The 25,283-nt window shown below is 60.0% G+C and carries 22 protein-coding genes and 1 pseudogene; 12 read left to right on the top strand and 11 right to left on the bottom strand.

From position 1 onward, the window contains the following. Positions 1-44: 44 nt before the first annotated feature. From fecA to IEQ42_RS03530, 3 genes are all read right to left on the bottom strand, one after another. Positions 45-2,378: a TonB-dependent Fe(3+) dicitrate receptor FecA gene (fecA, locus tag IEQ42_RS03540; RefSeq protein ID WP_210702569.1), complete on the bottom strand. Its 2,334-nt coding sequence runs from the start codon at positions 2,376-2,378 to the stop codon at positions 45-47. Between the two features lie 106 nt (positions 2,379-2,484). Beyond that, complete coding sequence (locus tag IEQ42_RS03535; protein WP_210702568.1) at positions 2,485-3,417, bottom strand: DUF4880 domain-containing protein; 933 nt, start codon at positions 3,415-3,417, stop codon at positions 2,485-2,487. Further along, the gene (locus IEQ42_RS03530) at positions 3,414-3,902 is read right to left on the bottom strand and encodes a sigma-70 family RNA polymerase sigma factor (RefSeq protein WP_210702567.1); all 489 of its coding nucleotides are present in this window, start codon (positions 3,900-3,902) and stop codon (positions 3,414-3,416) included. Before IEQ42_RS03530 ends, IEQ42_RS03535 begins: the two co-directional genes overlap by 4 nt. 191 nt (positions 3,903-4,093) lie before the next feature. Here IEQ42_RS03530 and IEQ42_RS03525 point away from each other — a divergent pair, with 191 nt between their 5' ends. The 6 genes from IEQ42_RS03525 (at position 4,094) to IEQ42_RS03500 (ending at position 10,651) form a co-directional block, all read left to right on the top strand. Beyond that, complete coding sequence (locus IEQ42_RS03525; RefSeq protein ID WP_210702566.1) at positions 4,094-4,399, top strand: DUF3649 domain-containing protein; 306 nt, start codon at positions 4,094-4,096, stop codon at positions 4,397-4,399. Next, positions 4,396-5,982: a PepSY-associated TM helix domain-containing protein gene (locus tag IEQ42_RS03520; RefSeq protein ID WP_210702565.1), complete on the top strand. Its 1,587-nt coding sequence runs from the start codon at positions 4,396-4,398 to the stop codon at positions 5,980-5,982. The genes IEQ42_RS03525 and IEQ42_RS03520 overlap by 4 nt, the downstream gene beginning before the upstream one ends. Beyond that, positions 5,982-6,308 carry a DUF3325 domain-containing protein gene (locus IEQ42_RS03515; protein WP_210702564.1) on the top strand — a complete coding sequence of 109 codons (327 nt, stop codon included), beginning with the start codon at positions 5,982-5,984 and terminating at the stop codon, positions 6,306-6,308. The genes IEQ42_RS03520 and IEQ42_RS03515 overlap by 1 nt, the downstream gene beginning before the upstream one ends. A gap of 1 nt (position 6,309) precedes the next feature. Further along, complete coding sequence (locus tag IEQ42_RS03510; protein ID WP_210702563.1) at positions 6,310-6,876, top strand: RNA polymerase sigma factor; 567 nt, start codon at positions 6,310-6,312, stop codon at positions 6,874-6,876. Then, a complete protein-coding gene (locus IEQ42_RS03505; protein ID WP_210702562.1) occupies positions 6,873-7,862 on the top strand; it encodes a FecR family protein in 990 nt (329 codons plus the stop codon). The genes IEQ42_RS03510 and IEQ42_RS03505 overlap by 4 nt, the downstream gene beginning before the upstream one ends. A gap of 359 nt (positions 7,863-8,221) precedes the next feature. Continuing rightward, a complete protein-coding gene (locus IEQ42_RS03500) occupies positions 8,222-10,651 on the top strand; it encodes a TonB-dependent siderophore receptor (RefSeq protein ID WP_210702561.1) in 2,430 nt (809 codons plus the stop codon). Positions 10,652-10,794: 143 nt separating this feature from the next. Here IEQ42_RS03500 and IEQ42_RS03495 read toward each other — a convergent pair whose 3' ends face one another. Beyond that, positions 10,795-11,670, bottom strand: coding sequence for an AraC family transcriptional regulator (locus IEQ42_RS03495; protein WP_210702560.1), 876 nt, complete (start codon positions 11,668-11,670; stop codon positions 10,795-10,797). Positions 11,671-11,809: 139 nt separating this feature from the next. On the opposite strand from IEQ42_RS03495, the gene IEQ42_RS03490 reads away from it, so the two are divergent. Continuing rightward, positions 11,810-12,712 (top strand): DMT family transporter, encoded by a 903-nt coding sequence (locus IEQ42_RS03490; protein ID WP_210702559.1) that lies wholly within the window; start codon positions 11,810-11,812, stop codon positions 12,710-12,712. Positions 12,713-12,732: 20 nt separating this feature from the next. On the opposite strand, the pseudogene IEQ42_RS03485 reads toward IEQ42_RS03490, so the two are convergent. After that, positions 12,733-13,282, bottom strand: a pseudogene (locus tag IEQ42_RS03485) (DUF2165 family protein). Between the two features lie 103 nt (positions 13,283-13,385). Further along, on the bottom strand, positions 13,386-14,360 hold the full coding sequence (locus tag IEQ42_RS03480) for a 2-hydroxyacid dehydrogenase (protein WP_210702558.1): 975 nt from the start codon (positions 14,358-14,360) through the stop codon (positions 13,386-13,388). A gap of 346 nt (positions 14,361-14,706) precedes the next feature. Between IEQ42_RS03480 and IEQ42_RS03475 the strand changes: the two genes are divergently transcribed. Then, positions 14,707-15,189, top strand: a complete 483-nt coding sequence (locus IEQ42_RS03475; protein ID WP_210702557.1) for a hypothetical protein — start codon at positions 14,707-14,709, stop codon at positions 15,187-15,189. An 81-nt stretch (positions 15,190-15,270) separates the two neighbouring features. Here IEQ42_RS03475 and IEQ42_RS03470 read toward each other — a convergent pair whose 3' ends face one another. From IEQ42_RS03470 to IEQ42_RS03460, 3 genes are all read right to left on the bottom strand, one after another. Further along, positions 15,271-15,645 (bottom strand): DUF6124 family protein, encoded by a 375-nt coding sequence (locus IEQ42_RS03470; protein ID WP_210702556.1) that lies wholly within the window; start codon positions 15,643-15,645, stop codon positions 15,271-15,273. 753 nt (positions 15,646-16,398) lie between these two features. Further along, positions 16,399-16,773, bottom strand: coding sequence for a DUF6124 family protein (locus IEQ42_RS03465; protein ID WP_210702555.1), 375 nt, complete (start codon positions 16,771-16,773; stop codon positions 16,399-16,401). Positions 16,774-17,153: 380 nt separating this feature from the next. Then, the gene (locus tag IEQ42_RS03460) at positions 17,154-18,122 is read right to left on the bottom strand and encodes a LysR family transcriptional regulator (RefSeq protein ID WP_150594981.1); all 969 of its coding nucleotides are present in this window, start codon (positions 18,120-18,122) and stop codon (positions 17,154-17,156) included. A 280-nt stretch (positions 18,123-18,402) separates the two neighbouring features. Here IEQ42_RS03460 and IEQ42_RS03455 point away from each other — a divergent pair, with 280 nt between their 5' ends. From IEQ42_RS03455 to IEQ42_RS03440, 4 genes are all read left to right on the top strand, one after another. Then, complete coding sequence (locus IEQ42_RS03455) at positions 18,403-19,902, top strand: efflux transporter outer membrane subunit (protein WP_210702554.1); 1,500 nt, start codon at positions 18,403-18,405, stop codon at positions 19,900-19,902. 140 nt (positions 19,903-20,042) lie between these two features. Then, positions 20,043-22,235: an FUSC family protein gene (locus tag IEQ42_RS03450; RefSeq protein WP_210702553.1), complete on the top strand. Its 2,193-nt coding sequence runs from the start codon at positions 20,043-20,045 to the stop codon at positions 22,233-22,235. Then, positions 22,225-22,425 (top strand): DUF1656 domain-containing protein, encoded by a 201-nt coding sequence (locus tag IEQ42_RS03445; protein WP_042557739.1) that lies wholly within the window; start codon positions 22,225-22,227, stop codon positions 22,423-22,425. The genes IEQ42_RS03450 and IEQ42_RS03445 overlap by 11 nt, the downstream gene beginning before the upstream one ends. A gap of 10 nt (positions 22,426-22,435) precedes the next feature. Then, positions 22,436-23,302 (top strand): efflux RND transporter periplasmic adaptor subunit, encoded by an 867-nt coding sequence (locus IEQ42_RS03440; protein WP_210702552.1) that lies wholly within the window; start codon positions 22,436-22,438, stop codon positions 23,300-23,302. Positions 23,303-23,428: 126 nt separating this feature from the next. On the opposite strand, the gene IEQ42_RS03435 is transcribed toward IEQ42_RS03440, so the two are convergent. After that, positions 23,429-23,827 carry a DUF4440 domain-containing protein gene (locus tag IEQ42_RS03435; protein WP_210702551.1) on the bottom strand — a complete coding sequence of 133 codons (399 nt, stop codon included), beginning with the start codon at positions 23,825-23,827 and terminating at the stop codon, positions 23,429-23,431. Further along, positions 23,824-25,194 (bottom strand): MFS transporter, encoded by a 1,371-nt coding sequence (locus tag IEQ42_RS03430; RefSeq protein WP_210702550.1) that lies wholly within the window; start codon positions 25,192-25,194, stop codon positions 23,824-23,826. Before IEQ42_RS03430 ends, IEQ42_RS03435 begins: the two co-directional genes overlap by 4 nt. Between the last annotated feature and the right edge of the window lie 89 nt (positions 25,195-25,283).

Below are 25,283 nucleotides of genomic sequence, written 5' to 3'. Positions count from 1 at the left end.
CTCTCCCTCTGGGAGAGGGTTAGGGTGAGGGGCTTTTCAAAACATCAGAACGCCACAGATGTCTGCACATAAACCGTGCGCGGCTCACCCACATACTTCCCTTTGTTGTTGTCATCGAACGACCGCGTGAAGTACTGCGTGTTGAAGATGTTCTTCACGCCCACCGCCACATTCAAATCCGACAGTTGCGGCCCGAAGTCGTAACCCGCACGGCTGCTGAACAGCATGTAGCCCGGGATCTTGCCGGTGCTGCCGTCAGCGCTTTCTTTTGAGGTGTTGGCGTTGTCGGCGAACTGGTCGCTTTGGAAGCTGCTGTCCAGATTCAACTTCCACGGCCCTTCGGTATAACCGACGCCAACCGTGCCTTTGTGTTTGGAAGAGAACGGCACGCGATTACCCTTGTTCGGTCCATCTTCGCGGATGGACGCGTCAACATAGGCGTAGGAGGCATAGACGTCGAAGCCGGCCAGTGCCGGGCTCAAGTCATCGAGCGCGTAATTGATGCTGGTCTCGATGCCTTGATGGCGAGTTTCACCACGGGCGATCACCGAATCGTTGGTTTGGTTGCTTTCGTACTGGTTGTCGAAGTTGATCAGGAACGCACCGATTTCCGCGCGCAATGCGCCGTTGTCATAGCGAGTGCCGAGTTCCCAGGTGCGGGCCTTCTCGGGTTTGACCTCACCACTGGTCACGCGGTTGGGCATCTGGCTGTACTGCACGCTGCCGAACGAGCCTTCGGTGTTGGCGTACAGATTCCAGCTATCCGTCAGGTGATAAAGCACGTTCAACGCCGGCAGTGCGGTGTTGTAGTCGCCCTTGTATTTGACGTTGGTCAGGTTGTTGGTCTGCCGGGATTCGATCATCTCGTAGCGCACGCCCGGGGTGATCGTCCATTTGCCGATGTCGATACGGTCGTCGACGAAGAATGCATTGGCCTCGGTGCCGCCCCGAGTGTCGCGGTCGTTACGGCTGTTGGTGGTCGGGTATTCGTTGCTGGCGATCGGCGTGCGATAGCGCAATTCGTGGCCGGCCTCGTTGATGTAGCGGTAGCCGACGCCGACTTCATGGCTGGTCGGGCCGAGGTCGAAGCCTTGGGCGAAACGGGTTTCGAAACCGCGCACCCAATACTCGCGTGGCGACAGCGACAGGAATGTGCCCTGATCCAGATAACCGCTGCGCAGGGTTTTGGTAAAGAACGTGTTGGCGGTGAATTCGCGGCGATCTTCCTGATAGCGATAACCGAAGTTGAACATCGTGCGACGGCCCCAGAACTGGTCTTTCGGGCGCGTCGATTGGTACGGATCGGCATCGTAATCAGCGACGTTCAAACCGCCGGGCATGTCTGCTTTACCTTCGTAATACTGGGCCATGGCGTTGAAGCTGTTGGCATCGTCGAGCTGATATTTGCCCTTGAGGATCAGGTCGTCGATTTCAGTGTCGCTGTGTTCGCGCCAGTCGCCACCGCGGGTGCCGGAATACAGAAGGGCGCCGCCCAGACCGTTGGCGTTGGTGCCGCCGGCCAGCAGATTGGCGCTGGTCTTGAAGCCGTCGTGGCTCGACGAAGGGCTGGTCTCGGTCTGAAAGCCCCCCTTGACCGTCGGCTCGTCAGGAATCGCGCGAGTGACGAAGTTGACGACGCCGCCGACGTTCTGCGGGCCGTAACGTACTGCACCGCCGCCGCGCACCACGTCCACGGCGTCCATGTTGCCCATGCTGATGGGCGCGAACGACAACTGCGGCTGACCGTAAGGCGCGAACGGCACCGGGATGCCGTCCATCAACACGGTCGAGCGTGCCGCCAAGCGCGGGTTCAAACCACGGATGCCGAAATTCAGCGCCATGTCATGGCTGCCGGTGCCGTTGTTTTCCGGAGCGTTGACGCCGGGGATACGGTTGAGCACATCGCGTGCCTGAGTTGCACCCTGGCGTTCGAACTCTTCGCGGCGGATCACGTCGCGGGCGCCGGGATGTTCAAACACGTTGATCTGCGCGGCGTCGCCGAGCCAGTCGCCGACGACTTTCGAGGTGTCCAGCTCCAGCGCTGCATCATTGACCGGTTGCAGGCTGAAAGCGTTGTTGCCCTCGGCGCGGGCTTGCAAACCGGTGCCCTCGAGTAATGCATCCAGACCTTGCTCGGTCGTGTAATTACCTTCCAGACCACGGCTTTGCACGCCGCTGGTGACTTGCGAACCGAAAGAAATCAGCACCCCGGCTTCACGGCCGAATTGATTAAGGGCGTTTTCCAGCGAAGACGGTGCGATGTGAAACGCCTTGGCATCGCTGGCCATTGCAGCGGGCAGGGCGCTGAAGCTCAGGCTGGCGCCGAGGATGAGATTGCGCAGGCAGCGGGCCAGTGGCGTGAGGCGGGTGGGGTGCATGGTGGATGATCCTGAGAAGGTTGAATCAAGGGGCTTTCCTTCTCTGTCACGCCAGATCTGAAAAACGGCTCATTTATTTTCAAGATCAAAAGATCGCAGCCTGCGGTTACACCCGCGCCTCGACGCTGACCCAATAGCGGGTAAAGCGCTTCACCTTCACCGGCAAGCTGATTTCCAGCAGATCGAGAATCCGCTCACTGTCGTCCAGCGGATACGTCCCGGAGATCAGCAACCCGGCAACCTTGGCATCGCAATTGAGCTGCCCGCGCCGGTAGCGGCCCAGTTCTTCGAGGAAGTCGCCGAGGCGCATATGCGCGGCCACCAACATGCCGTCCGCCCAGGCGCCGCTGTTGGCGTCCAGTGGTTTGGCGTCGCTGGCGGCAGTCGTGGTGAAACTCAGTTGGCGAGCGACGGGCAGCAGCATCGGCGCGCGTTCGCTGGTGGCCAGTTCGACTTGACCTGCAAACAGCGCAACCTGTGTGCGGTCGGCAAATTGCCGCACATTGAGCCTTGCGCCCCGGGTTTTCAGAATGCCCTGCGCGGTGTGTATTTCGAACGGTTGCGCGGCCGTCAGGAGGATTTCGCCTTCCAGCAAGCGGATCAACCGTTGATCGACGCGCACGTCTGCCGCACTGCCCGTGTTCAGTTGCAACTGATCGTCCGCCCCCAGCCCGATCTTGCGACGCTGGCCAATCGGGCTGCGGTAATCGGCGAGCAGCGGAGGCAGCGGATTGTGCTCGCGCAGGCCCCAGGTGGCGGCAGAACCGGCGCCGAGAATCAGCAGCAGTTTCAGTGCCTGACGTCGGCTGCCGGACTTCGGCCTGTTCAATGCCGCATGCGCCAGCGGTGAAGAAACACCGCGTAAACGCTGGTTGACTCGTTGAATGTGTTCCCACGCGCGGCGGTGCTCACTGTGGGCATCCAGCCACTGCTGCAACGCCAGTTGCTGGCGCGCGGTCAGCGTGCCTTGCTGCACTTCCATCAGCCAGTGCACCGCTTGCTCAGCCACTTGCGAGGAAAAATCCGGCGCTTGATTCATAGCGCGAAATAGCAGCGCAGCGCCGCTTTGTTCAGATGACGTTTGACCGTGGCCACGGAAATATCCAGTTCGGCGGCGATCTGCGGGTAGGTCAGGCCATCGATCTGCGCCAATAGAAATGCGCGTTTGACCTGACGTGGCAGACCATCGAGCAACTGATCCAGCTCGATCAGGGTTTGCAGGATGATTGCTTTGTCTTCTTCCGACGGCGCCACCACGTCCGGCATCTGCGCCAATGTTTCCAGATAGGCGCGCTCCAGATCCTGGCGGCGGTAGTGATTGAACAAAACCCGTTTGGCGAGAGTGGTGAGGAAGGCGCGTGGTTCGATGATCACCGGTGGCTCGCGCGCGGTGAGCACTTTGATAAAGGTGTCCTGCGCCAGATCCGCCGCGCTGTCCGGGCAGCCGAGCTTGCGCCGCAGCCAGCCGGTAAGCCAGCTGTGGTGAGCCTGATAAAGCGATTCGACGGGATGGGCGGATGGCAACGGTAGTGCTCCGGGCGCTTTCGCTCTGCGGCAGAAAGCATGCGTTAGAGAACAAGAATGGTTCGCATTGTAGGGGCGCAGGTGGCTTGCCGGCAATCAGATGCTTTTGCATATGAGAATATTTATCATTAAACTCGATCGCCTGTTGGTCCGGCTTGTCGGCCGGACGTTTTTCGTTTCAGGGTCGAAACATGAAAGCCAAACTCGCCACACTCCCGCTGTCCTATCGTCTGGCCGTTACCTCGCGGGTGCTGGCGGCGGTGTTTGGCGGCTATCTGGTGGCCGCACTGGCCAGTGTCACCCTGACGATGTGGCTGCCATTGAGCCGCGCCGAAGCCGTAGTGACGGGCATGACCGTTTCCTTTCTGGTCTATCTGGTCGCGGTGCTTTGGTGTTTTGCCTGTCGCACGGCGTGGTCGGCATGGGTCGGTTTGCTGGTGCCGAGTGTGATTCTGGCGACCATTTCCGGCGCGGCGCGGGGGTTGGGTTTCGCATGAAAGAGGGTTTCCGCCAGGCCATGGCATGGCTGCACACCTGGACCGGGCTGGTGTTCGGCTGGTTGCTGTTTGCGATTTTCCTGACCGGAACCCTGGCTTACTTCAACGACGAAACCAGTCACTGGATGCAGCCGGAAATTCCCGCATGGCCAATCAATGCCGAGGCGAGCCTGACGCTGGCGCAGGATTACCTGCAACAACATGCGGCCGGCGCCACGCGTTGGCTGATCGACTTGCCCAATGCCCGTGATCCCGGCCTGACCGTGCGTTGGCAACAGGCGCCAGCCAAACCCGGCGAGCGTGGCCGCTTCGAATCGAAAACCCTCGACGCGCAAACCGGTGACGAGGTGCAGGGGCGCGAAAGCATGGGCGGCGAGTTCTTCTACCGCTTCCATTTCCAGCTGCAAATGCCTTATCCATGGGGCCGCTGGCTGGCGACGATTGCCGCCATGGTGATGTTTGTCGCGCTGATCACCGGGATCATCACCCACAAAAAAATCTTCAAGGACTTCTTCACGTTCCGCCCGCGCAAAGGCCAGCGTTCCTGGCTCGATGGGCATAACGCGGTGGGCGTTCTGGTGCTGCCGTTTCACTTGATGATCACCTACAGCAGTCTGGTGATTTTCATGTCGATGGTCATGCCCGCGAGCATCGTGGCGTCTTATGGTGGCGACGTTCGCAAGTTCTACGATGAGGTTTTTCCTGCGTCGAAAACCCCGGAACGGGCCAACATTCCTGCTGCACTGGCACCGATGGCGCCATTGCTGGCCAAGGCCAGTGAGCAATGGTCGGGTGGCACCACCGCACGACTGTCCGTGAGCAATCCGGGCAATGCAAATGCCACGGTAGTGTTGTCCCGCGCGGGCGACCGAGTGGTGCACGATTTCGGTCGCGCGGTGACCTTCAACGGTGTCACTGGGCAGATGCTCGGCAGCACGCCGGAGCAACCTGTGGCGATGGCCGTCGGTGGCGCATTTTACGGTTTGCACATGGGCCATTTCGCCGGGCCGGTATTGCGCTGGCTGTATTTCATCTGTGGTCTGGCCGGCACGGCGATGATCGGCACCGGGCTGGTGATCTGGCTCGGCAAGCGTCAGCTCAAACACGCCAAGAGCGGCGTCATACCGTTCGAATTGCGGCTGGTGGAAGTGCTGAACATTGCCAGCATGGCCGGGTTGGTGACGGCGGTGGCGGTGTTCTTCCTGGCCAATCGGCTGTTGCCCGTGAGTCTGGCCGGGCGCGCCGATTGGGAAGTGAATGCATTCTTTATCGCCTGGGGTTTGAGCGTCGCGCATGCGTTGTTGCGCCCTGGACGCAAAGCCTGGGTTGAACAGCTGGCGTTGGGCGCCTTGCTGTTTATTGCGGTGCCTTTGATCAATGCGCTGACCACGCCGTGGAACCTTGGCGTAACGCTTGCGCAGGGCGATTGGGTGCTCGCCGGTTTCGACCTGACCTGTCTGGGGACAGGCGTTTTTCTGGCGTGGGCCGCGTGGAAAATGCAGCGCGTCGGCAACACCGTCAGCGTGAAAAAAACTCGCCGCGAAATGCCTCGGCCCGTCACGCTCGAGCAAGGGACAAACTGATGCTGCTGGCGCTTTTACTGTGCTACGCCGGGTTCACGGCATTGTGTTTGTCCATGCCTCGGCACCACGATGAATTGCTCGGGCATAAACCGTCGACGCGACGGGGTCAGGCCCTGAAGCTGGCGGGGTGGCTGCTGCTGGGTTTGTCGCTTTGGGCGGCCGTCACAGCCAACGGCTGGAGTCTGGGTCTGGTCGATTGGTTCGCGGTGCTGATGCTCAGCGGCTTGGCGTTGGTGCTGTTGCTGCCGTATCGCCCGCGTCTGGCTTTGGCGCTGGCCGGTTTGAGTCTGTTGGCCAGTCCGGTCGCAGCCTGGGCGCAGTGCTGACGTGCTGATCGGCCATCCCCCGGAATCGCGCGACGACGAGCCGCTTGGCGCGCGTGCGCATTTTCTTCAGGTGTTCCTCTCCCAGCGTTCACAGATGGAAGCGCTGGTGAGCCGCCGCGTTGGCTGCCGGGCGACGGCGGCGGATCTGGTGCAGGATCTGTTTCTGCGTTTCTGGCGTCGGCCGCTGGTACAGGTCGAGGAACTCAGCACCTACCTGTTGCGCTGCGCCGGCAACATCGCCATCGACCATTTGCGCAGTGAAGGCACGCGGGTGCGCGTCAACGAAGGCTGGCAACCCGACGAGCCGGACAGCCACGGCAGTGAACCACAAGCCGCGCTCGAAGCCGGTAATGATCTGCGCCATGTCGAAGCGGCGTTGCGCGCCTTGCCCGAACGCACCCGGCAGATCTTTTTGCTCAATCGAATACACGGCCGCAAGTACGCGGACATCGCCAAAGCCATGGGCCTGTCCCAGAGCGCCGTGGAAAAACATATGATGCGCGCCCTCGAGGCCTGTAAGGCCAGCCTGCGCGAACCCGCGCCACGCACGCCAGGGAAAGCAACGTGAAGCATACCGACCGCGTCACTCCGACGCCCGCCCAGGAACAGGCCGCTTTCGCCTGGCTGAGCCTGTTGCATGATCGGCCCAGAGCAGGGGATCAACTCACGTTTAGCCAATGGCTGCGCGCCGACCCCGCCCACGCCGAGGCCTACGCCCAGGCGCAGGTAATCTGGGAATTGAGTGAAGGCCCGGCGAAAACGTTGGCCGATGAAGAGGCTTTCGCGCTGCAAGGCTATCTCAACGCCATGGATCGCCCGCGTCGTCCGCCGCTCTTGCGCTGGTCCGGCGGGTTGGCGATGGCCGCGTGTCTGGTGCTGATGATCAGCCTCGGAACGGGCTGGCAACCGCAGCGTTGGCTGGATGATCTCAATGCCGACTATGTTTCTGCACCGGGCGAAGTCCGCACCGTAACTCTCGCCGATCAATCGCAAGTGACGCTGGACGCCGACAGTGCCATTGCCGTGGATTTCAGCCAGGGCGAGCGCCATGTGCAGTTGCGTCGCGGCGCCGGGTTTTTCAGCGTCACGCACACGGGCGATCCCTTTGTGGTCGAGGCCGAGAAGGGCCAGGCGCGGGTGCTCGGGACGCAATTCGAAGTGCGTCTGCAACCCCATGGAGCGCAGGTGACGGTGTTGTCCGGGCGCGTCGGCGTGACAGCGGATCAAGGGGGCGAGCAGCAGATTCTCACCGCCGGCCAGCAAGTGGCTTACGGTGATGGGACTGCGGAAAAACTGCATGTCGTGGACAGCGAGGCGCAACTGGCCTGGCGCAAAGGCTGGCTGACTTACTACAAATCGACGCTGGCGGATGTGGTGCAGGATCTTCGCCGCTATTACCCGGGGCGGATCGTCTTGCTCAACGATGAGCTGGCGGCGCGCAGGGTCAGCGGCAGTTTTCCGAGCAAGGATCCGCAGGCAGTGCTCAATTCCCTGCAAGGAGTCTTGGGGTTTGAGCAGCATCGGGTTTTTGGGCAGATGATTATTTTGCGCTGACGTTGCCGGCCCCTTCGCGAGCAGGCTCGCTCCCACATTTTGAAATGCGATCCGCTGTGGGAGCGAGCCTGCTCGCGAAGGCGTCAGACCAAACAACACACCTCCCCACATTTTGAAATGCGATCCCCTGTGGGAGCGAGCCTGCTCGTGCGGGCGTCAGACCAGACAACACACCTCCCCACATTTTGAAATGCGATCCCCTGTGGGAGCGAGCCTGCTCGCGAAGGCGTCAGACCAGACACACATCTCTCGAAAAATAATTTCAGAAATATAGTGAGGTAAACCCGAGCCCCATCCGTGTAGTGACTGAAACTGCGAGTCATTCGCATCCGTTGCGGTTCTACACAGGTCATTGAGCAATGAAGTCCAGGGCAAAATCGGGTTCGGTCAAACAATGGTTGGGCGTTTCGGCATTAAGTTTTTCGGCATTGGCGCTGTTGCCAATGAGCGTCGCGCTCGCCGCTGAAACCGTCAACAGCCAGGCGCAAAAGCAATTCAATTTCGCATTGGTTGCCAAACCGTTGCCGCAAGCCCTGAGCGACTTCAGCCGCGTCACCGGGCAAAGCGTGGTCTACACCGATGAAGCGCCGTACGGCCTCACCGCGCCAGCCGTCAATGGACAGATGAATGCAGAACAAGCGCTGCAACGCCTGCTTGCCGGTTCCGGCCTGAGCTTCCGCCGCACCGACAGTCACACCCTGGCACTTGAGCCGCAGCCCACCGAAGGCGCGCTGAATCTGGGCGCCACCACCATCACCTCGATGCGCAATGAGTCGACGAGTTACCAGCCGCCGCCAACCAGCTCGGTGATGCGTTCCTCGGCCTCGCTTCAGGAAATCCCGCAGACCGTCAATGTCATCCCGGCGCAGGTCATTCGCGATCAGGCGCCGCGCAATCTCGACGACGCGCTGGCCAACGTCAGCGGCATCACCCAGGGCAACACGCTGGGCAGCACCCAGGATTCGGTGATGACCCGCGGCTTCGGTGATAACCGCAACGGCTCGATCATGCGCGACGGCATGCCGATCGTGCAGGGGCGTGGCATGAACGCCACGGTCGATCGCGTCGAAGTGCTCAAAGGCCCGGCCTCCTTGCTGTACGGTATTCAGGACCCGGGCGGCGTGGTCAATCTGGTCAGCAAGAAACCTGAACTGACGCAATACAATGCGTTGACCTACACCGGGTCGACCTACGGCGACGGCAAGAACGGCAGCGGCGGCACCTTCGACAGCACGGGCGCACTAGGCGATTCCGGGCTGGCCTATCGCATGGTGGTGGATCATGTCGACGAAGATTATTGGCGCAATTTCGGCACTCATCGGGAAACGTTGATCGCCCCTTCGCTGGCCTGGTATGGCGAACGTACCCAGCTGTTATTCGCTTATGAACATCGCGAGTTTCTCTCCCCGTTCGACCGTGGCACGCTGATCGATCCGCGCACCAATCACCCGTTGGACATCTCGCGCAAGCAACGTCTCGACGAGCCGTTCAACGACATGGAAGGGCGTTCGGATCTGTATCACTTCGAAGCCGATCACGAACTCAACGACGACTGGAAAGCCCACTTCGGCTACAGCTGGAACCGCGAAACCTACGACGCCAGCCAGGTCCGCGTGACCGCCATAAACACCCAAAACGGCACGCTGACCCGCAACATGGACGGCACCCACGGCGCGATCAGCACCGACCGTTTCACCACCGCCAGCCTCGAAGGCAAGGTCAACGTGCTGGGCATGCAGCATGACCTGGTGTTCGGCGTCGATGACGAGTACCGCAAGATCTACCGCGTCGACCTGATCCGCCAGAAAAGCCTGAGCACCTTCAGCTACACCAACCCGGTGTACGGTCGTGAAGTCGAGGGCTCCACGGTCAGCGCCGCCGACAGCGCACAGACCGATGAACTGCGCAGCGACTCGGTCTTTTTGCAGGACTCCATCCACCTCAACGACCAGTGGATTCTGGTCGCCGGCGGACGTTTTCAAGAGTACGACCAGTACGCCGGCAAAGGCGTGCCGTTCAAGGCCAACACCGACAGCAATGGCCAGAAATGGGTGCCGCGCGCAGGTCTGGTGTATCGCTACACCGACGAGTTGTCGTTCTACGGCAGCTACACCGAATCGTTCAAACCCAACTCGACCATTGCTCCGCTGAGCGGCAGCAGCACCGTGCTCGACGGCAGCATCGCGCCGGAAGAAGCGAAGTCGTGGGAGCTGGGTGCGCGGCTGGACATGCCGGGGCGCATCACCGGCAATATCGCGCTGTTCGACATCAAGAAACGCAACGTGCTGGTGGCCAATTCCGAAGGCCCGACAACGATTTACAGCGCAGTCGGTGAAGTGCGCTCCCGGGGTCTGGAAGTGGACATGACCGGTCAGTTGAGCGACCGCTGGAGCATGATCGGCAGCTACGCCTACACCGATGCCGAAGTCACCGAAGACCCGGAATACAAGGGCAAGCGTTTGCAAAACGTGGCGAAGAACAGCGGCTCATTGTCGGCGGTGTATGACTTCGGCAGCGTGATCGGCGGCGATCAGTTGCGCGTTGGCGCCGGGGCGCGCTACGTCGGCGAGCGGGCGGGTAATGCGGTGAATGATTTCGATCTGCCGAGCTACACCGTGGCCGACGCGTTCGCCACTTACGACACCAAAATCGAAGGGCAGAAGGTCAAGTTTCAGCTCAATGTGAAGAACCTGTTCGACCGCACTTATTACACCTCGTCGGCGAGCCGGTTCTTTGTGTCGATGGGGGATTCGCGGCAGGTTTCGTTGTCGAGCACCCTGGAGTTCTGATCCGCAACCGCGTCATCGTTCATCGCTGGCAAGCCAGCTCCCACAAGGATCTGGGTCGAGCACATATTTCTTGAGCGACTGAAGACTTTGTGGGAGCTGGCTTGCCAGCGATGAGGCCCTGACAGACAGCGAAAATCACTGATCTAACGCAAAAACGCCTGCCGATATTCGCCGGGCGTCCCACCCAACACCTGCTTGAAACGATTGGTGAAATGACTCGCACTGGCAAATCCGCACGCCAGTGCAATCTCTCCCAGTGGCAACGCCGTCCCGCGCAACAACTCCCGCGCCCGACTCAAACGCCGGGCCAGCACGTATTGATGCGGCGGCAGCCCGAAGCTCACGCGAAACATTCGCGCAAAGTGATACTCCGACAACGCACACAACCCGGCCAGTTGCCCGAGGCTGATCGGCTCGGCCAACTGACTGTCGATGAAGTCCACCAGTTGCCGGCGTTGGTGCGGTGCCAGCCCGCCTTTCAAACGTAAACCCTGCCGCGCACCGACCTGACTGAGCAAGGTATGGCTGATCAATTCATGGGCAATGCTGCTGGTCAGCAAACGTTCGGCCGGCTCGTCCCAGTTCAGGTTCAGCAATTGCCGAAAGCGCTGCGCTTGCTGCGGATCTTCGAGGAAGGTCTGCTCGCGCAGTTGCATCTCGCGCGGCTCGCGATCGAGCAACGTCACGCAACCGAGGGCAAATTGTTCGGCGCTGAAATACAGGTGTGCCAGGCGGATATCGCCATTGATCACCCAGCCTGATTCGTGATCCGCCGGCAGGATGCACAGCTTGTCCGGCCCGCCCTTGTGGCCCGGCTGACCGCGACGAAACGTGCCAGTGCCACCGGCGATATAGCACGAGAGGGTGTGATGGCTCGGCGCTTCGTATTCCTGGGCGTCGTGGTGATTGGTCCACAGGGCCGCAGACAAACCGTCACCGAGCTCGGCGCTGTGCACAAGGCATGCGTTCGGCGAGCGGTTAAGTGCCTGGAAGACTTGCAGGTTTTCGATGGCGGCCATGATCGGTTCTCTTCAACGACTTGCATCCTACTCCGTCGCCTTCGCGCTGCCAGCCAGTCGGCCGACAAAAGCGCAAGTTTATGCAAGCGTGGTCTTCAGGCCGCAGCGGACACTGAAATCCAATTGAGGAGTGTCCATCATGAACCTGTCGTTGTATCTGCTGACCGTGCTGATCTGGGGCACCACCTGGATTGCCTTGAAATGGCAATTGGGCGTGGTGGAGATTCCAGTGTCGATCGTCTATCGCTTTGGCCTGGCCGCGCTGGTGCTGTTTGCGCTGTTGCTGCTCAGCCGCCGGTTGCAACCGATGAACCGGCGCGGGCACCTGATCTGTGTGGCGCAGGGCGTGTGTCTGTTCTGCGTCAACTTCATGTGCTTTTTGACCGCCAGCCAGTGGATTCCCAGCGGTCTGGTGGCGGTGGTGTTTTCCACCGCCACCTTGTGGAATGCGCTCAATGCACGGGTGTTCTTCGGTCAGCGCATTGCCCGCAATGTGTTGATGGGTGGGGGATTGGGGTTGTTCGGCCTGGGCCTGTTGTTCTGGCCGGAACTGGCCGGCCATCAGGCTACGCCGCAAACCTTGCTCGGTCTTGGCCTGGCACTGTGCGGTACGTTGTGTTTCTCGGCGGGTAACATGCTCTCGAGCCTGCAACAGAAGGCCGGGCTCAAACCGCTGACCACCAACGCCTGGGGCATGGCTTACGGTGCCGCGATGCTGTCGGTGTGGTGTCTGGTCAAAGGCATTCCCTTCGACATGGACTGGTCACCTCGTTACGTCGGTTCGCTACTGTATCTGGTGATTCCGGGCTCGGTCATTGGCTTCACCGCGTACCTGACGCTGGTCGGGCGCATGGGCCCTGAACGCGCAGCGTATTGCACGGTATTGTTCCCGGTGGTGGCGCTGAATGTTTCGGCCTTTGCCGAAGGTTATCAATGGACAGCGCCAGCGCTGGTGGGGCTGGTTCTGGTGATGTTGGGTAATGTGCTGGTATTCCGTAAACCCCGGACATTGGAAATGCCGAGCCAAGGCAAGTTGGTGTGAAACCACCGAGCGCTGAATCTTCAGCGCTCGACTTTCAATGTGATGTAAATCATCACCGGGAATATGAAATCAACAATATGCCGTGCCCAGTCCTTGGCGTTCCATGATTGCGAAGTGTCCATGTCGAACCATTCGACGCCCACCGTTTGCAAGCAGACGTAATAAATGAATATTGCCGCCAGTATGCCCATGATCGAGAATTTTTTTGACTCGTGGAATTCCTCCGCACTCGCGTTGATGTTGCGATAAAGCTGATAGGTGCCTATCAGGCAGAGCACGGTGTAAGTAACTTCCATTGATGATGAACCAGTAGATTCGGTGATGAATCATCGGTGATTCAATGGCTCGGTACTTGATGGTTTCACTGGCAGTGGTGGTGTCCATACTGAGGATGTGAGCCACGTAGGTGTAGTTGGATTCATAGTCTGTGAAGTTCTGAATCATGACCAGCAAACCAAAGATGCTGATGTACGCCATTAATATTACTTTGCTGTAACGAATAAGTTTTTCGGTGCTCAAGTTGTCCACGGTATTTGCTCTCCATTTGTTTATCGTTAGGTCGATAATCATGCGGAGCTTATAACGCGGCTGTTTAATTTGGTTTGTTGTTGATTTTCAAGTTGTGTATGTAAGGAAGTAGGGGGCAAGTACCCTGCGGCACTTGCCCGTTATTTCAGCCGCGCCAGACTTGCGGGTTCACCAGATCCTGCGGACGTTCGCCGAGCAGCGCGCTGCGCAGGTTGGCGAGGGCGCGATTGGCCATGGCTTCGCGGGTTTCATGGGTGGCCGAACCGATGTGCGGCAAAGTTACGGCGTTTTTCAGCTGGAACAGTGGTGACTCGGCCAGCGGTTCTTTTTCGTAGACGTCGAGGCCGGCACCGCGGATGCGGTTGTTTTGCAGCGCCTCGATCAGTGCCGGTTCATCGACCACCGGGCCACGGGAAATGTTGACCAGAATCGCGCTCGGCTTCATCAGGGACAGTTCACGATGGCTGATCAGGTGGCGGGTCTTGTCACTGAGTGGCACCACCAGGCAGACGAAGTCGGCTTCGGCCAGGAGTTGGTCGAGGCTGCGAAATTGTGCGCCGAGTTCTTGCTCAAGCTCGGTCTTGCGGCTGTTGCCGCTGTAGATGATCGGCATGTTGAAACCGAACCGACCCCGGCGGGCGACGGCGGCGCCGATGTTGCCCATGCCGACGATACCGAGGGTTTTGCCGTGGACGTCACAGCCGAACAGCGGGGCGCCGACGCTGGCTTGCCATTGGCCGGCCTTGGTCCAGGCGTCGAGTTCGGCGACGCGGCGAGCACTGCTCATGATCAGGGTGAAGGCGAGGTCGGCGGTGCTTTCGGTGAGCACGTCCGGGGTGTTGGTGAGCATGATCCCGCGTTCGTTGAAGTAGTCGAGGTCGTAGTTGTCGTAGCCGACCGACACGCTTGAGACCACTTCGAGTTTGGCGGCGGTTTCGAGTTGAGCCTTGCCGAGTTTGCGGCCGACGCCGATGAGGCCATGGGCGTGGGGCAGGGCTTCGTTGAATTGGGCGCTGATGTCACCGGCCTTCGGGTTGGGGACGATGACGTCGAACTCTTGTTGCAGGCGTTCGATCATGGCTGGGGTGATGCGGCTGAAGGCCAGGACTGTTTTTTTCATTGGGCTTGGGCTCGGCTTTGGCTTTCTTTCTGAGATTGCCAAGCACGCTAACATTTCTTTGTGGGGTTTGGCTTGTCTTGGCGGCCTTTGGGCCGACCTTGCCCTTGGGTTTGATTTGCGGCGAGGGGTAGTTGGGTATATCTGCGCCAGCGTGCCGTTGCTATCTAGATCAGCATTTTAGAAATCTGAAGGGTCGCAATTTTTGGTCGTTCTCTAAATAAAATCATGCTTTTTATCGCGAAAGGTTCTGGATGACTGTCATTTCTGTCAGGTGCGGAAACGTTTGATTGCAGAGAAACTTACACCCACACAGCGTGCCGATATTTACTTGTAAATGGAATTTATTATGAAAAAAGAAGTGGGTGTAAATGCCGTTTCCCAGAAAGCTGTGCAAGGTAGGGCATCTTTGCTGCTCGGGAACCTCTCGCCATTCAACGGAAGTGTTGAAAGGTTTGAAACGGATGGTCGCGACGTGCTGGTAAGCGCCAATCAAACGTTCGATTCGCAAAGGCGTGCGGTATTACAAATCCTTTTTGAAGCCGATATTCAAAATGGAGAACATGAATATACAGCGGGTGGAAAAATCTGGTCATTTATCTATTTTTTGTATGAGAAAAATTCAGACGGCCAAGAGGAAAGTATCCCTTATTCAGCTGGCGATGACAGCGGATCCGTTAATGTGACGTTTGACCCGATTGCTGGGACTTTCCGTGCTGTATTCAAGTTGAAGTTCCAAAGCGGCACACAGCCACCATTAGAGGCAAATGGATCGTTCATCGACGTTTCAGGTCTCGAAAGAGTGGCGAAATTAGCCAAGCCTGCTCAATAGCTGTGGGAGCTGCTTCGTCAGCGGGGACATATTTCACGCAGGCGCAAGCGATTCAAGCGGTAGGAGCGAGCCTGCAAGGGGTCAGCTGTGTGGCGCGGGTTGGGGGATGTCGACGTTATCCAGGACGCGATTCACGGCCAGTTCCGCCAGCATGATGATCTGCTGAATCGCCAGTATCGTGCGGCGTTGCGGGAGGTCGATGTAGGCGGCGATGTCGCTGGTCATGAGGCTGGCTTGTGCCAGTGATTCGCAGGCGTGGACAAGCAGGCTTTCGTTGTCTTGATCGGGCGCGACCTGGAACATGGTGCTGGGTTTGTGGAAGCGCAGGGTCAGGGCATTGGGTTTGAGGTAGTGGTCGAGGGCGCGCTCGGCGGCTTCGTGGAATTTCTTCGAATCGGGGGATTCGTAAGGCGTGGTGTTATCCGCTTCGGGCGGATTGGGTGTTGGCTTTTTCATGGTGAACATACTCATGGCAAGTTGAGTTGAAGCCGCCACTTTTCGTTTTCCAGACGTAAGGGTGGCAGCCGTGCGCGGACTGGAAAAACCGGCCAACTCACCAAAACCGGCAGGCCCAAGGGCCTCCCGCGCACAGCCGCCATAACATCGCGAGCAGAAAAAGCGCCGCAGTATGCCATGAGCTTTGGTAGTTGAAATCGGGTTTTCCAGACCCGGTCGCTGATTCGTCAGCGACCCCCAAAGCCTATCCACCGCACTTCCGACGGACAACCTTCAAAACGTGTCGGAAACTTCCGCGAAAACCCAGAAATGTAGGAGCTGCCGTAGGCTGCGATCTTTTGATTTTTAAACATCAAGGTCAAAAGATCGCAGCCTGCGGCAGCTCCTACAGGATTCGCAGTGTGTTGAAAATAAGTTGGCAACGCGTGCGTGGGCGATGAAGGGATCTGTGGATCAAGATCAAGAGCTGCAGCCGAGCTAACGCTCATCCTGTTGAGTGGTGCGGCTCTGCCGCTGGCGGGTTGTACTCGCCCCCCCTGTAGGAGCTGCCGCAGGCTGCGATCTTTTGATCTTGCTGTTGCTTTTGTGTGGAGCTGGTCTGCCAGCAATGGCGGCCTGACAGCCGACCGATTTTTAGCAGGTTGTATGCGATTCAAATTGTAGGAGTGAGCCTGCTCGCGATGACGATGTGTCAGGCACCAACGATGTTGAATGTGAGCCGGCCATCGCGAACAGGCTCACTCCTGCAAGGGGTCAGCTGTGTGGTGCGGGTTGGGGGATGTCGACGTTATCCAGGACGCGATTCACGGCCAGTTCCGCCAGCATGATGATCTGCTGAATCGCCAGTATCGTGCGGCGTTGCGGGAGGTCGATGTAGGCGGCGATGTCGCTGGTCATGAGGCTGGCTTGTGCCAGTGATTCGCAGGCGTGGACCAGCAGGCTTTCGTTGTCTTGATCAGGCGCGACCTGGAACATGGTGCTGGGTTTGTGGAAGCGCAGCGTCAGGGCATTGGGTTTGAGGTAGTGGTCGAGGGCGCGCTCGGCGGCTTCGTGGAATTTCTTCGAATCGGGGGATTCGTAGGGGGAGGTGTTGTCGATTTCTGGTGGGTTTGGTGTCGGCTTTTTCAAGGTGAAACTCCATTCGGGATGTGGAGTTCGCCAGACGCTGCGACCAAGCAGAAGGGTGGCGAACCGTACGCGGGTTGGTCGACCAGGGAATGGAAACCCGGCAGGGCCGAGGCCCTCCCACGCACAGCTCGCCATTAAGCAAGCTTGAAAAGTGCGCCATTCTAAACCCGGACGACCAAGTCCGGTCGCTGATTCGTCAGCGACCCCCAAACCCTATCCACCGCACTTCCGACGAGCAACCTTCAAAACCTGTCGGAAACTTCCGCGAAAACCCCGAAATGTAGGAGCTGCCGTAGGCTGCGATCTTTTGATTGTTAAACATCAAGGTCAAAAGATCGCAGCCTGCGGCAGCTCCTACAGGAGGCGCGTTTTGTTTAACGTCAGTTGGCGACGCGGGCGCCGGCGAGGCTGCCGCTGAGTTCGTAGGCGGCCAGTTCTGCCTGATGCGCTGCGAGAATTTCCGGCAGCGAGCCGCGCAGATACTCGACCCACGTTTTGATCTTCGCATCCAGGTATTGGCGCGACGGGTAGATCGCGTACAGGTTCAGTTCCTGCGAGCGGTAGTTCGGCATGACCCGCACCAGCGTGCCGTTGCGCAAACCTTCGATGGCGGCGTACACCGGCAGGACGCCGACGCCCATGCCGCTGATGATTGCGGTTTTCATCGCGTCGGCGGAGTTCACCAGGAATGGCGAGCTGTTGATGGTGACCATTTCCTGACCTTCCGGGCCGTCGAATGCCCATTTCTCCAGCGGGATCACCGGGCTGACCAGGCGCAGGCAGGCGTGGTTGAGCAGGTCGCTGGGCTTTTGCGCGCAGCCGTTGGCTTTCACGTAGGCCGGTGAGGCGCAAACGATGCTGTAGGTGATGCCCAGACGCTGCGAGACGAAGCCCGAGTCCGGCAGTTCGCGCGCCAGGACGATGGAGACGTCGTAGCCTTCATCGAGCAGGTCTGGCACGCGGTTGGCCATGGTCAGGTCGAAGGTCACGTCGGGGTGTGTCTTGCGATAGCGGGCGATGGCGTCGATGACGAAGTGCTGGCCGATGCCGGTCATGGTGTGCACTTTCAGCTGTCCGGCCGGGCGGGCGTGGGCTTGGCTGGCTTCTGCCTCCGCTTCTTCGACGTAGGCGAGGATCTGTTCGCAGCGCAGCAGATAACGCTTGCCGGCCTCGGTCAGGGCGATGCGCCGGGTCGTGCGGTTGAGCAGTCGGGTTTGCAGGTGGGCTTCCAGGTTGGAGACCGCGCGCGAAACGTTGGCGGTGGTGGTGTCGAGTTGCACGGCGGCGGCGGTGAAGCTGCCGGCTTCGGCCACGCAACTGAAGGCGCGCATGTTTTGCAAAGTGTCCATGGGATGCTCTCAAGGCAGATGGCAAATTGTGACACGAAGTTTTGGGGTCGAAACCCCCGACCAAGGGATTATCTCGTTAACGGTAACAAAGATTCACAGGATTCCCAGCTTATCGCGGCCAAGGCGCCCACCTAGAATTGCGCCGTTCCTTGTAGGAGCTGCCGAAGGCTGCGATCTTTTGATGTTGTTTTAAGGGATCAAGATCAAAAGATCGCAGCCTGCGGCAGCTCCTACAGAGTGAGTAAGCCCCGCCATATCCCCTTCTCAGGAATTCGCAGCTGTGCCGCGTCGCATCAACAGAGCGCTTTTGCCGCTCAGTGTTCTGGCTTTCGCCCTGGGTCTCAGCGGCTGCTTATCAACCGAAGGTATTTCCCCGCAGGGCAAGGCGCTGCAAGCCAATGCACTGGCCACCGACGACGCCATCGCCCACGCCGCCCGTGACGCCAATTGGCCCGCCGCACAATGGTGGCAAGCCTACGGCGACCCGCAACTGAACCGCTGGATCGACCTCGCCATACAAGGCAGCCCGAGCATGGCCATGGCCGCCGCGCGGGTGCGTCAGGCCAAAGCCATGGCCGGTGTCGCTGAAGCGGCCGAGTCATTGCAGATCAATGGCGAGTCGACCCTCAAGCGCCACAACTGGCCGACCGATCAGTTCTACGGCCCGGGTGAGCTGGCCAATACCACCACTTGGGACAACAACGCCGCGCTGGGTTTCAGCTACGCCCTCGACCTCTGGGGCCGCGAAAGCAATACCAGCGAACGGGCGGTGGATCTGGCGCACATGAGCGTTGCCGAGGCGCGGTTGGCGCAGTTGGAGTTGCAGAACAACATCGTGCGCGCCTACGTCGCGCTGTCGCTGCATTACGCCCAGCGCGACATCGTCGCGGCCACGCTTGCGCAGCAACAGCAGATTCTCGATCTGGCGCAAAAGCGTCTGGACGGCGGGATCGGCACGCACTTTGAAGTCAGCCAGGCGCAAACGCCGTTGCCGGAGACTCATCGGCAACTTGATGCGCTGGACGAAGAGATCGCCCTCAGTCGCAATCAACTCGCCGCACTGGCCGGCAAAGGGCCGGGGGCGGGCGCGCAATTGCAGCGCCCGACGCTGTCGCTTGGTGCGGCGCTGAAACTGCCTTCGGCACTGCCCGCGCAATTACTCGGTCAGCGTCCGGATGTGGTCGCCAGCCGCTGGCAAGTGGCGGCGCAGGCGCGTGGCATCGATGTGGCGCACGCCGGGTTTTATCCCAACGTCGATCTGGTCGGCAGCCTCGGTTTCATGGCCACTGGCGGTGGAGCGCTGGAGTTTTTGACCGGCAAGAAACTCAATTACAACGTGGGCCCGGCAATCTCCTTACCGATTTTCGATGGCGGGCGACTGCGTGCCGAACTGGGTGAAGCGTCGGCCGGTTATGACATCGCTGTGGCGCATTACAACCAGACACTGGTGAATGCGCTCAAGAATATTTCCGACCAGTTGATTCGCCGTGAGTCGATGGACAAGCAGCAAGGGTTCGCCGCCGAATCCGTGGCCACCGCGCAGAAGACTTACGACATCGCGACGATCGCTTATCAGCGCGGCCTCACCGATTACCTCAACGTGCTCAACGCACGAACGTTGCTGTTCAAACAGCAGCAAGTGCAACAGCAGGTGCAGGCGGCGCGGTTGAGTGCGCATGCGGAACTGGTGACGGCGCTGGGTGGCGGACTGGGTGCTGGCAATGACGTGCCGAGTGTCGAGAAAACCCAGGCCCCGAAAACCCCGGCTCTCCTGCATTGAACACGACCCAATGTGGGAGCGAGCCTGCTCGCGAAAGCGGTTTATCAGTCGACATCAACGTTGAATATGAAAACGCATTCGCGAGCAGGCTCGCTCCCACAGGCTCTGCGACCAGACCGAATCTCATTGAGCACATTTGAATGACTCCCTTGCCCGCACCTTTGCGCTGGCTCTACTCGCTGGAATGGCGCCGCGGTTTTTTTGACTGGGCGCGCAGCGATGGCGTGACCTGGGTCTATATCTTCAAGGTGTTGCTTGCAGCGTTCCTGACCCTGTGGCTGGCCATGCGTCTGGAATTGCCGCAACCACGCACGGCGATGATCACCGTGTTCATCGTCATGCAGCCGCAAAGCGGGCAGGTTTTCGCCAAGAGTTTCTATCGCTTTCTGGGCACGCTGGCCGGCTCGGCGATGATGGTCACGTTGATCGCGCTGTTTGCGCAGAACACCGAACTGTTCCTCGGCTCGCTGGCGATCTGGGTCGGCATCTGCTCGGCGGGTGCCGCGCGCTGCCGTAACTTCCGCGCCTATGGATTCGTGCTGGCGGGTTACACCGCCGCAATGGTCGGGTTGCCGGCGCTGGCGCACCCCGACGGCGCGTTCATGGCCGCTGTGTGGCGGGTTTTGGAGATCTCACTGGGGATTCTCTGCGCCACCGTGGTCAGCGCCGCGATCCTGCCGCAAACCGCCAGCGCGGCGATGCGCAACGCTTTGTATCAGCGTTTCGGCGTATTCGCGCTGTTCGTCACCGATGGCTTGCGCGGGCGTAGCAAAACCGAATCCTTTGAGGCGACCAACGTACGCTTCATTGCCGAGGCGGTGGGGCTGGAAGGGCTGCGCAGCGTGACGGTGTTCGAAGACCCGCACATGCGCCGGCGCAATGGTCGCCTCAGCCGTTTGAACAGTGAGTTCATGGGCATCACCACGCGCTTCAATGCCCTGCACCAGTTGCTTGAACGCCTGCGCGGCAATGGCGAGGAACACGTCGTGGCGGCAATCAGGCCGGGTCTGCAGGACCTGGCCGAAGTGCTCGACAGCTTCAGCGGTCGTGCCCTGACCAGTCCCGATGCCGCACGCCTGGCGACGGCGCTTGCGACCTACAAAGAAGGCCTGCCAGCGCGGGTGCGCAGCCTGCGCACGACGTTTCAGGAGAGTGAGCCGAGCGACGCCGAGCAACTGGATTTCCACACCGCTTACGAGTTGCTCTATCGCTTCGTCGATGACCTGCACAGTTATGCACAGACCCACGCGTCCTTGGCCGATCACCGTCACGAACGCGAGCGTTGGGACGAGCCGTTCACCCCGCAAACCAACTGGTGGGCAGCGGCGGCGTCGGGGATTCGCGCCTCGTTCATCCTGATCGTGCTGGGCAGTTATTGGGTGGCCACCGCTTGGCCGAGCGGCGCGACCATGACCCTGATTGCCGCCGCCACGGTGGGCCTGTCCGCCGCTACGCCGAACCCGAAACGCATGGCATTCCAGATGGCGTGCGGCACGTTTCTCGGCGCGCTGATCGGTTTCTTCGAGATGTTTTTCATCTTCCCGTGGATCGACGGTTTTCCATTGCTGTGCGTGATGCTCGCGCCGGTGATCGTGCTCGGCTCGTTTCTTACGTCGCGGCCACAATACGCCGGTGTCGGTCTCGGTTTGCTGATCTTCTTCAGCACCGGTTCCGTGCCGGACAACCTGACGGTCTACAACCCGTACACCTTCATCAATGACTACATCGCCATGGTCATCGGCATGCTGGTCTGCGCGGCTGCCGGGGCGATTATTCTGCCGCCGAACAGCCGCTGGTTGTGGCAACGGTTGGAGCAGGATCTGCGCGGGCAAGTGGTCTATGCCATCAGCGGCAAACTCAAAGGGCTGGCCTCGAGTTTCGAGAGCCGCACCCGCGATCTGCTGCATCAGGCCTACGGTCTGGCGGCCGGTGAGCCGAAGGTACAAAAGAGTCTGCTGCGCTGGATGTTCGTGGTGCTTGAAGTCGGCCACGCGATCATCGAGTTGCGCAAGGAACAGGCGATTCTGCCGGTGCATCCGGCGTACGCCGAGTCGCAGCCGTGGCGTCAGGCAATCCGCGTTATGGGCCGTGCACTGGTGCGTCTGTTTCTGTACCCCAACGCCAGCAATCTGGAGCGCGCACTGGTCGCGGTCGACCACGCGATCAGTCGTGTCGCGGCCACCGATGAACCGTTCGCGCCGCACTTCGATACCTCGGCGTTGCGTCGGGTGAAGAGCTATCTGCACTTTATCCGCACGTCCTTGCTCGACCCGCAATCACCGCTTGCCATGCTCGCACCCGCCAAGCCCGAAGGACTTGCCCATGCCTCGTGAAATCGCCTTCCACGGCGTGTACATGCCAACCATGACCCTGATGTTTTTCATCGCCGCGGCCTTGGCCTGGGCGGTGGACCGGTTCTTGTCGGGGTTCGATCTGTACCGCTTCTTCTGGCACCCGGCGCTGCTGCGCCTGAGTCTGTTTACCTGTCTGTTCGGCGCGATGTCGCTGACTGTCTACCGTTGAGAACGTCCTGATGAAAAAGTTTTTCAGCCTGCTTGCGACGCTGCTGGTGCTGGCCCTTGCGCTGTGGATCGGTCGGACCTTGTGGGTGCATTACATGGACACGCCGTGGACCCGCGACGGCCGGGTGCGGGCGGATATCATCAACGTCGCCGCCGACGTCACCGGTGAAGTGGTGAACGTGCCGGTTCGCGACAACCACCTGGTGAAGAAGGGCGATTTGCTGATGCAGATCGACCCGGAGCATTACCGTATTGCGGTGAAACAGGCGCAGTCGCTGGTCGCTTCGCGCAAGTCGACATGGGAGATGCGCAAGGTCAACGCGCATCGTCGCGCCGACATGGATGCGTTGGTGATCTCCAGGGAGAACCGCGACGACGCCAGCAACATCGCAGACGCCGCACTGGCCGATTATCAGCACGCGCAAGCGCAACTGGAAGCCGCCGAACTCAACCTTAAACGCACGCAAGTGCGCGCGGCGGTGGATGGCTACGTGACCAACCTCAACGTGCATCGCGGCGACTACGCGCGCATCGGCGAGGCAAAAATGGCCCTGGTCGACATGAACTCGTTCTGGGTTTACGGCTTCTTCGAAGAAACCAAACTGCCGCACGTGCGCGTCGGCGACAAGGCCGACATGCAACTGATGAGCGGCGAAGTGCTGAAGGGCCATGTGGAAAGTATTTCCCGCGGCATCTACGACCGTGACAACCCTGAAAGCCGCGAGCTGATTGCCGATGTGAATCCGACGTTCAATTGGGTCCGGTTGGCGCAGCGGGTGCCGGTGCGCATTCACATCGATGAAGTACCGGAGGGTGTGCTGTTGGCGGCGGGGATTACTTGCACGGTGGTGGTGAAGCAGGACGTTGTGGATAACTGAGGCAGACCGAGTTGCGGCCGTCGCGGGCAAGCCGCTCCCACAGTTTTTTGAGCGCGCCGCAAAACCTGTGGGAGCGGGCTTGCCCGCGATGCAGGCGCCTCGGTCCTGCAAGAACATGCCGAACGTCTAAACCCCGCAAAACGTCTCCTGCAAATGCAGCCAGACCAGCCGCCCGGAATCGAGTTTTTCAAACACGACCGTCGAGCGCCGGTCCGTGTGCAACCCACTCGCATCCGTCTGCTGTTCTCGGTAACTCACCGTCGCGCCACGGTCGTGCAACGCAATCGCGCGCAGTTCGCTGAGCTCAATCCTGAACCCGTTCTTCTTGCCTCCGGCCATTTGAAACAATCCCCGCAAGGCTTCGAAATCAAGCACGCGACCCAGCGGCGTAATCATCGAAAACCGGGGTGAAAAGCGTGTCAGTAATTGCTCCAGAGCAGTCTCGTCCTCTGCCACGGCAAACCATCGTTCGATGGCCTCGTGCGCTTCGATAACTTCGGCAAAGTAGTCGGTGTGGTCAGTCATGTGGATTTTTCCTGAAGGGCAGGTGAGTTCAGCAGCGCGAGCACTTTGCTCGCATCGAAACGCAGCACGGCGGCCATCGGCAAGAGCGTGAGCAGCGCGGCGGCGAGAAAGCAGTATTTGAAACCGTTGGCGCCCAAGGCGCCCAGCAATGAACTGAGCAGCGCCGCACCGAGGCAGAAACCGAGCTGGCGATTGATGTTCCAGAGGGCGCTGGAGTGGCCCATTTTTTCCGCGCTCATGCCGACAAACGCCAGGGTTTGCGCGGTGACGCTGCACAGGCTGCCGCCCAGGCCCATCAGGGCATAGGCGAGGATCAACGGGCCGGCTGCGGGCTGTTCGATCTGCATCAGCATGACAATGCCCAGGCTTTGCAAAAGCATGCCCGCGATCAGCAGCGGCTTGGGACCGACCCGGTTGAAACTGCGTTTGCCAAGCATGATCGCCAGTCCCGAAGCCGCCGCCCAGGACAGCATCAGTGCACCGGTTTGCGCCGCACCGAAACCGAGGTCGTGCAGGTACAGCACGGCAAGCATGTTGGTGCCGGTAAAGATGCCCGGCACAAACAGGTAGATCAGCATGGCCAGACGCAATGACGGATTCTTGATCAGTTGCAGGTCAAGCACCGCACCAGGTTTTCGCCAGCCATCGCGCACGTACACGCACAAGGTTATGGCGCTGAGCAGCAGCACGGCGCCAGCCAGGTGACGGGTTGCGGTTGCGCTTGCCAGGCTTACGGCAATCAGCAACAGGCTCAGGGCCGACACGGCCAACAGCAGGCCGCGTGCGTCCAGTGTCGGTCGTTCGCGGGTGGGTTGGTCGGGCTTCAACCAGAGCAGGCCGAGTCCGAACGCCAGCAGCGCCATCGGCATGTTCAGGTAGAAAATCCAGCGCCACGACAACGCCTGAACAATCAGTCCACCGGCCGCCGGCGACAGGGCCGGCACCATCAGCGCCACCAACAGCACCACACCGGTGAAGTGCGCGCGCTGCGTCGCAGGAAACTCTCGGTAGGCCAAGGCCTGACCGACCGGCAGCAGCAACCCGCCCCCCAGCCCTTGCAGCAACCGCCAGCCGATCAGGCTTTCAATCGACCCGGCCTGAGCCACCAGTCCAGACGCGATGGCGAACACCAGCAACGAGCCAAGGATCAGCCGGCGCTCGCCGACCCGTGCCGCCAGCCACACGCTCATCGGAATGATCAGCGTCAGCCCGAGCATGTAGGCGTTGGTGATCCACGCCAGTTGCGTCACCGAGGCGTGCAACTGCCGGGCGATGTCCGGGTAGGCAATGCTGGCGGCGAACATGTTGAGCAGATCAAGGGCGAAACCCAGCAGATACACCAGCGCGACTTTTGAGCGGTAGGCCATGGCGACTTCCCTGTGATGAGGCGTGCAGGGTAGGGCGCTTCTGGCGATAGGAAAACGCTGGTTTGGCTGCTAGTTTGTCAAAATAATTT

The organism is Pseudomonas iridis (genome assembly GCF_017980685.1).
Taxonomy (GTDB): domain Bacteria; phylum Pseudomonadota; class Gammaproteobacteria; order Pseudomonadales; family Pseudomonadaceae; genus Aquipseudomonas; species Aquipseudomonas iridis.
The sequence above is the reverse complement of the archived record's forward strand: the minus strand, read 5'-3'. Positions and strand labels throughout refer to the sequence as shown.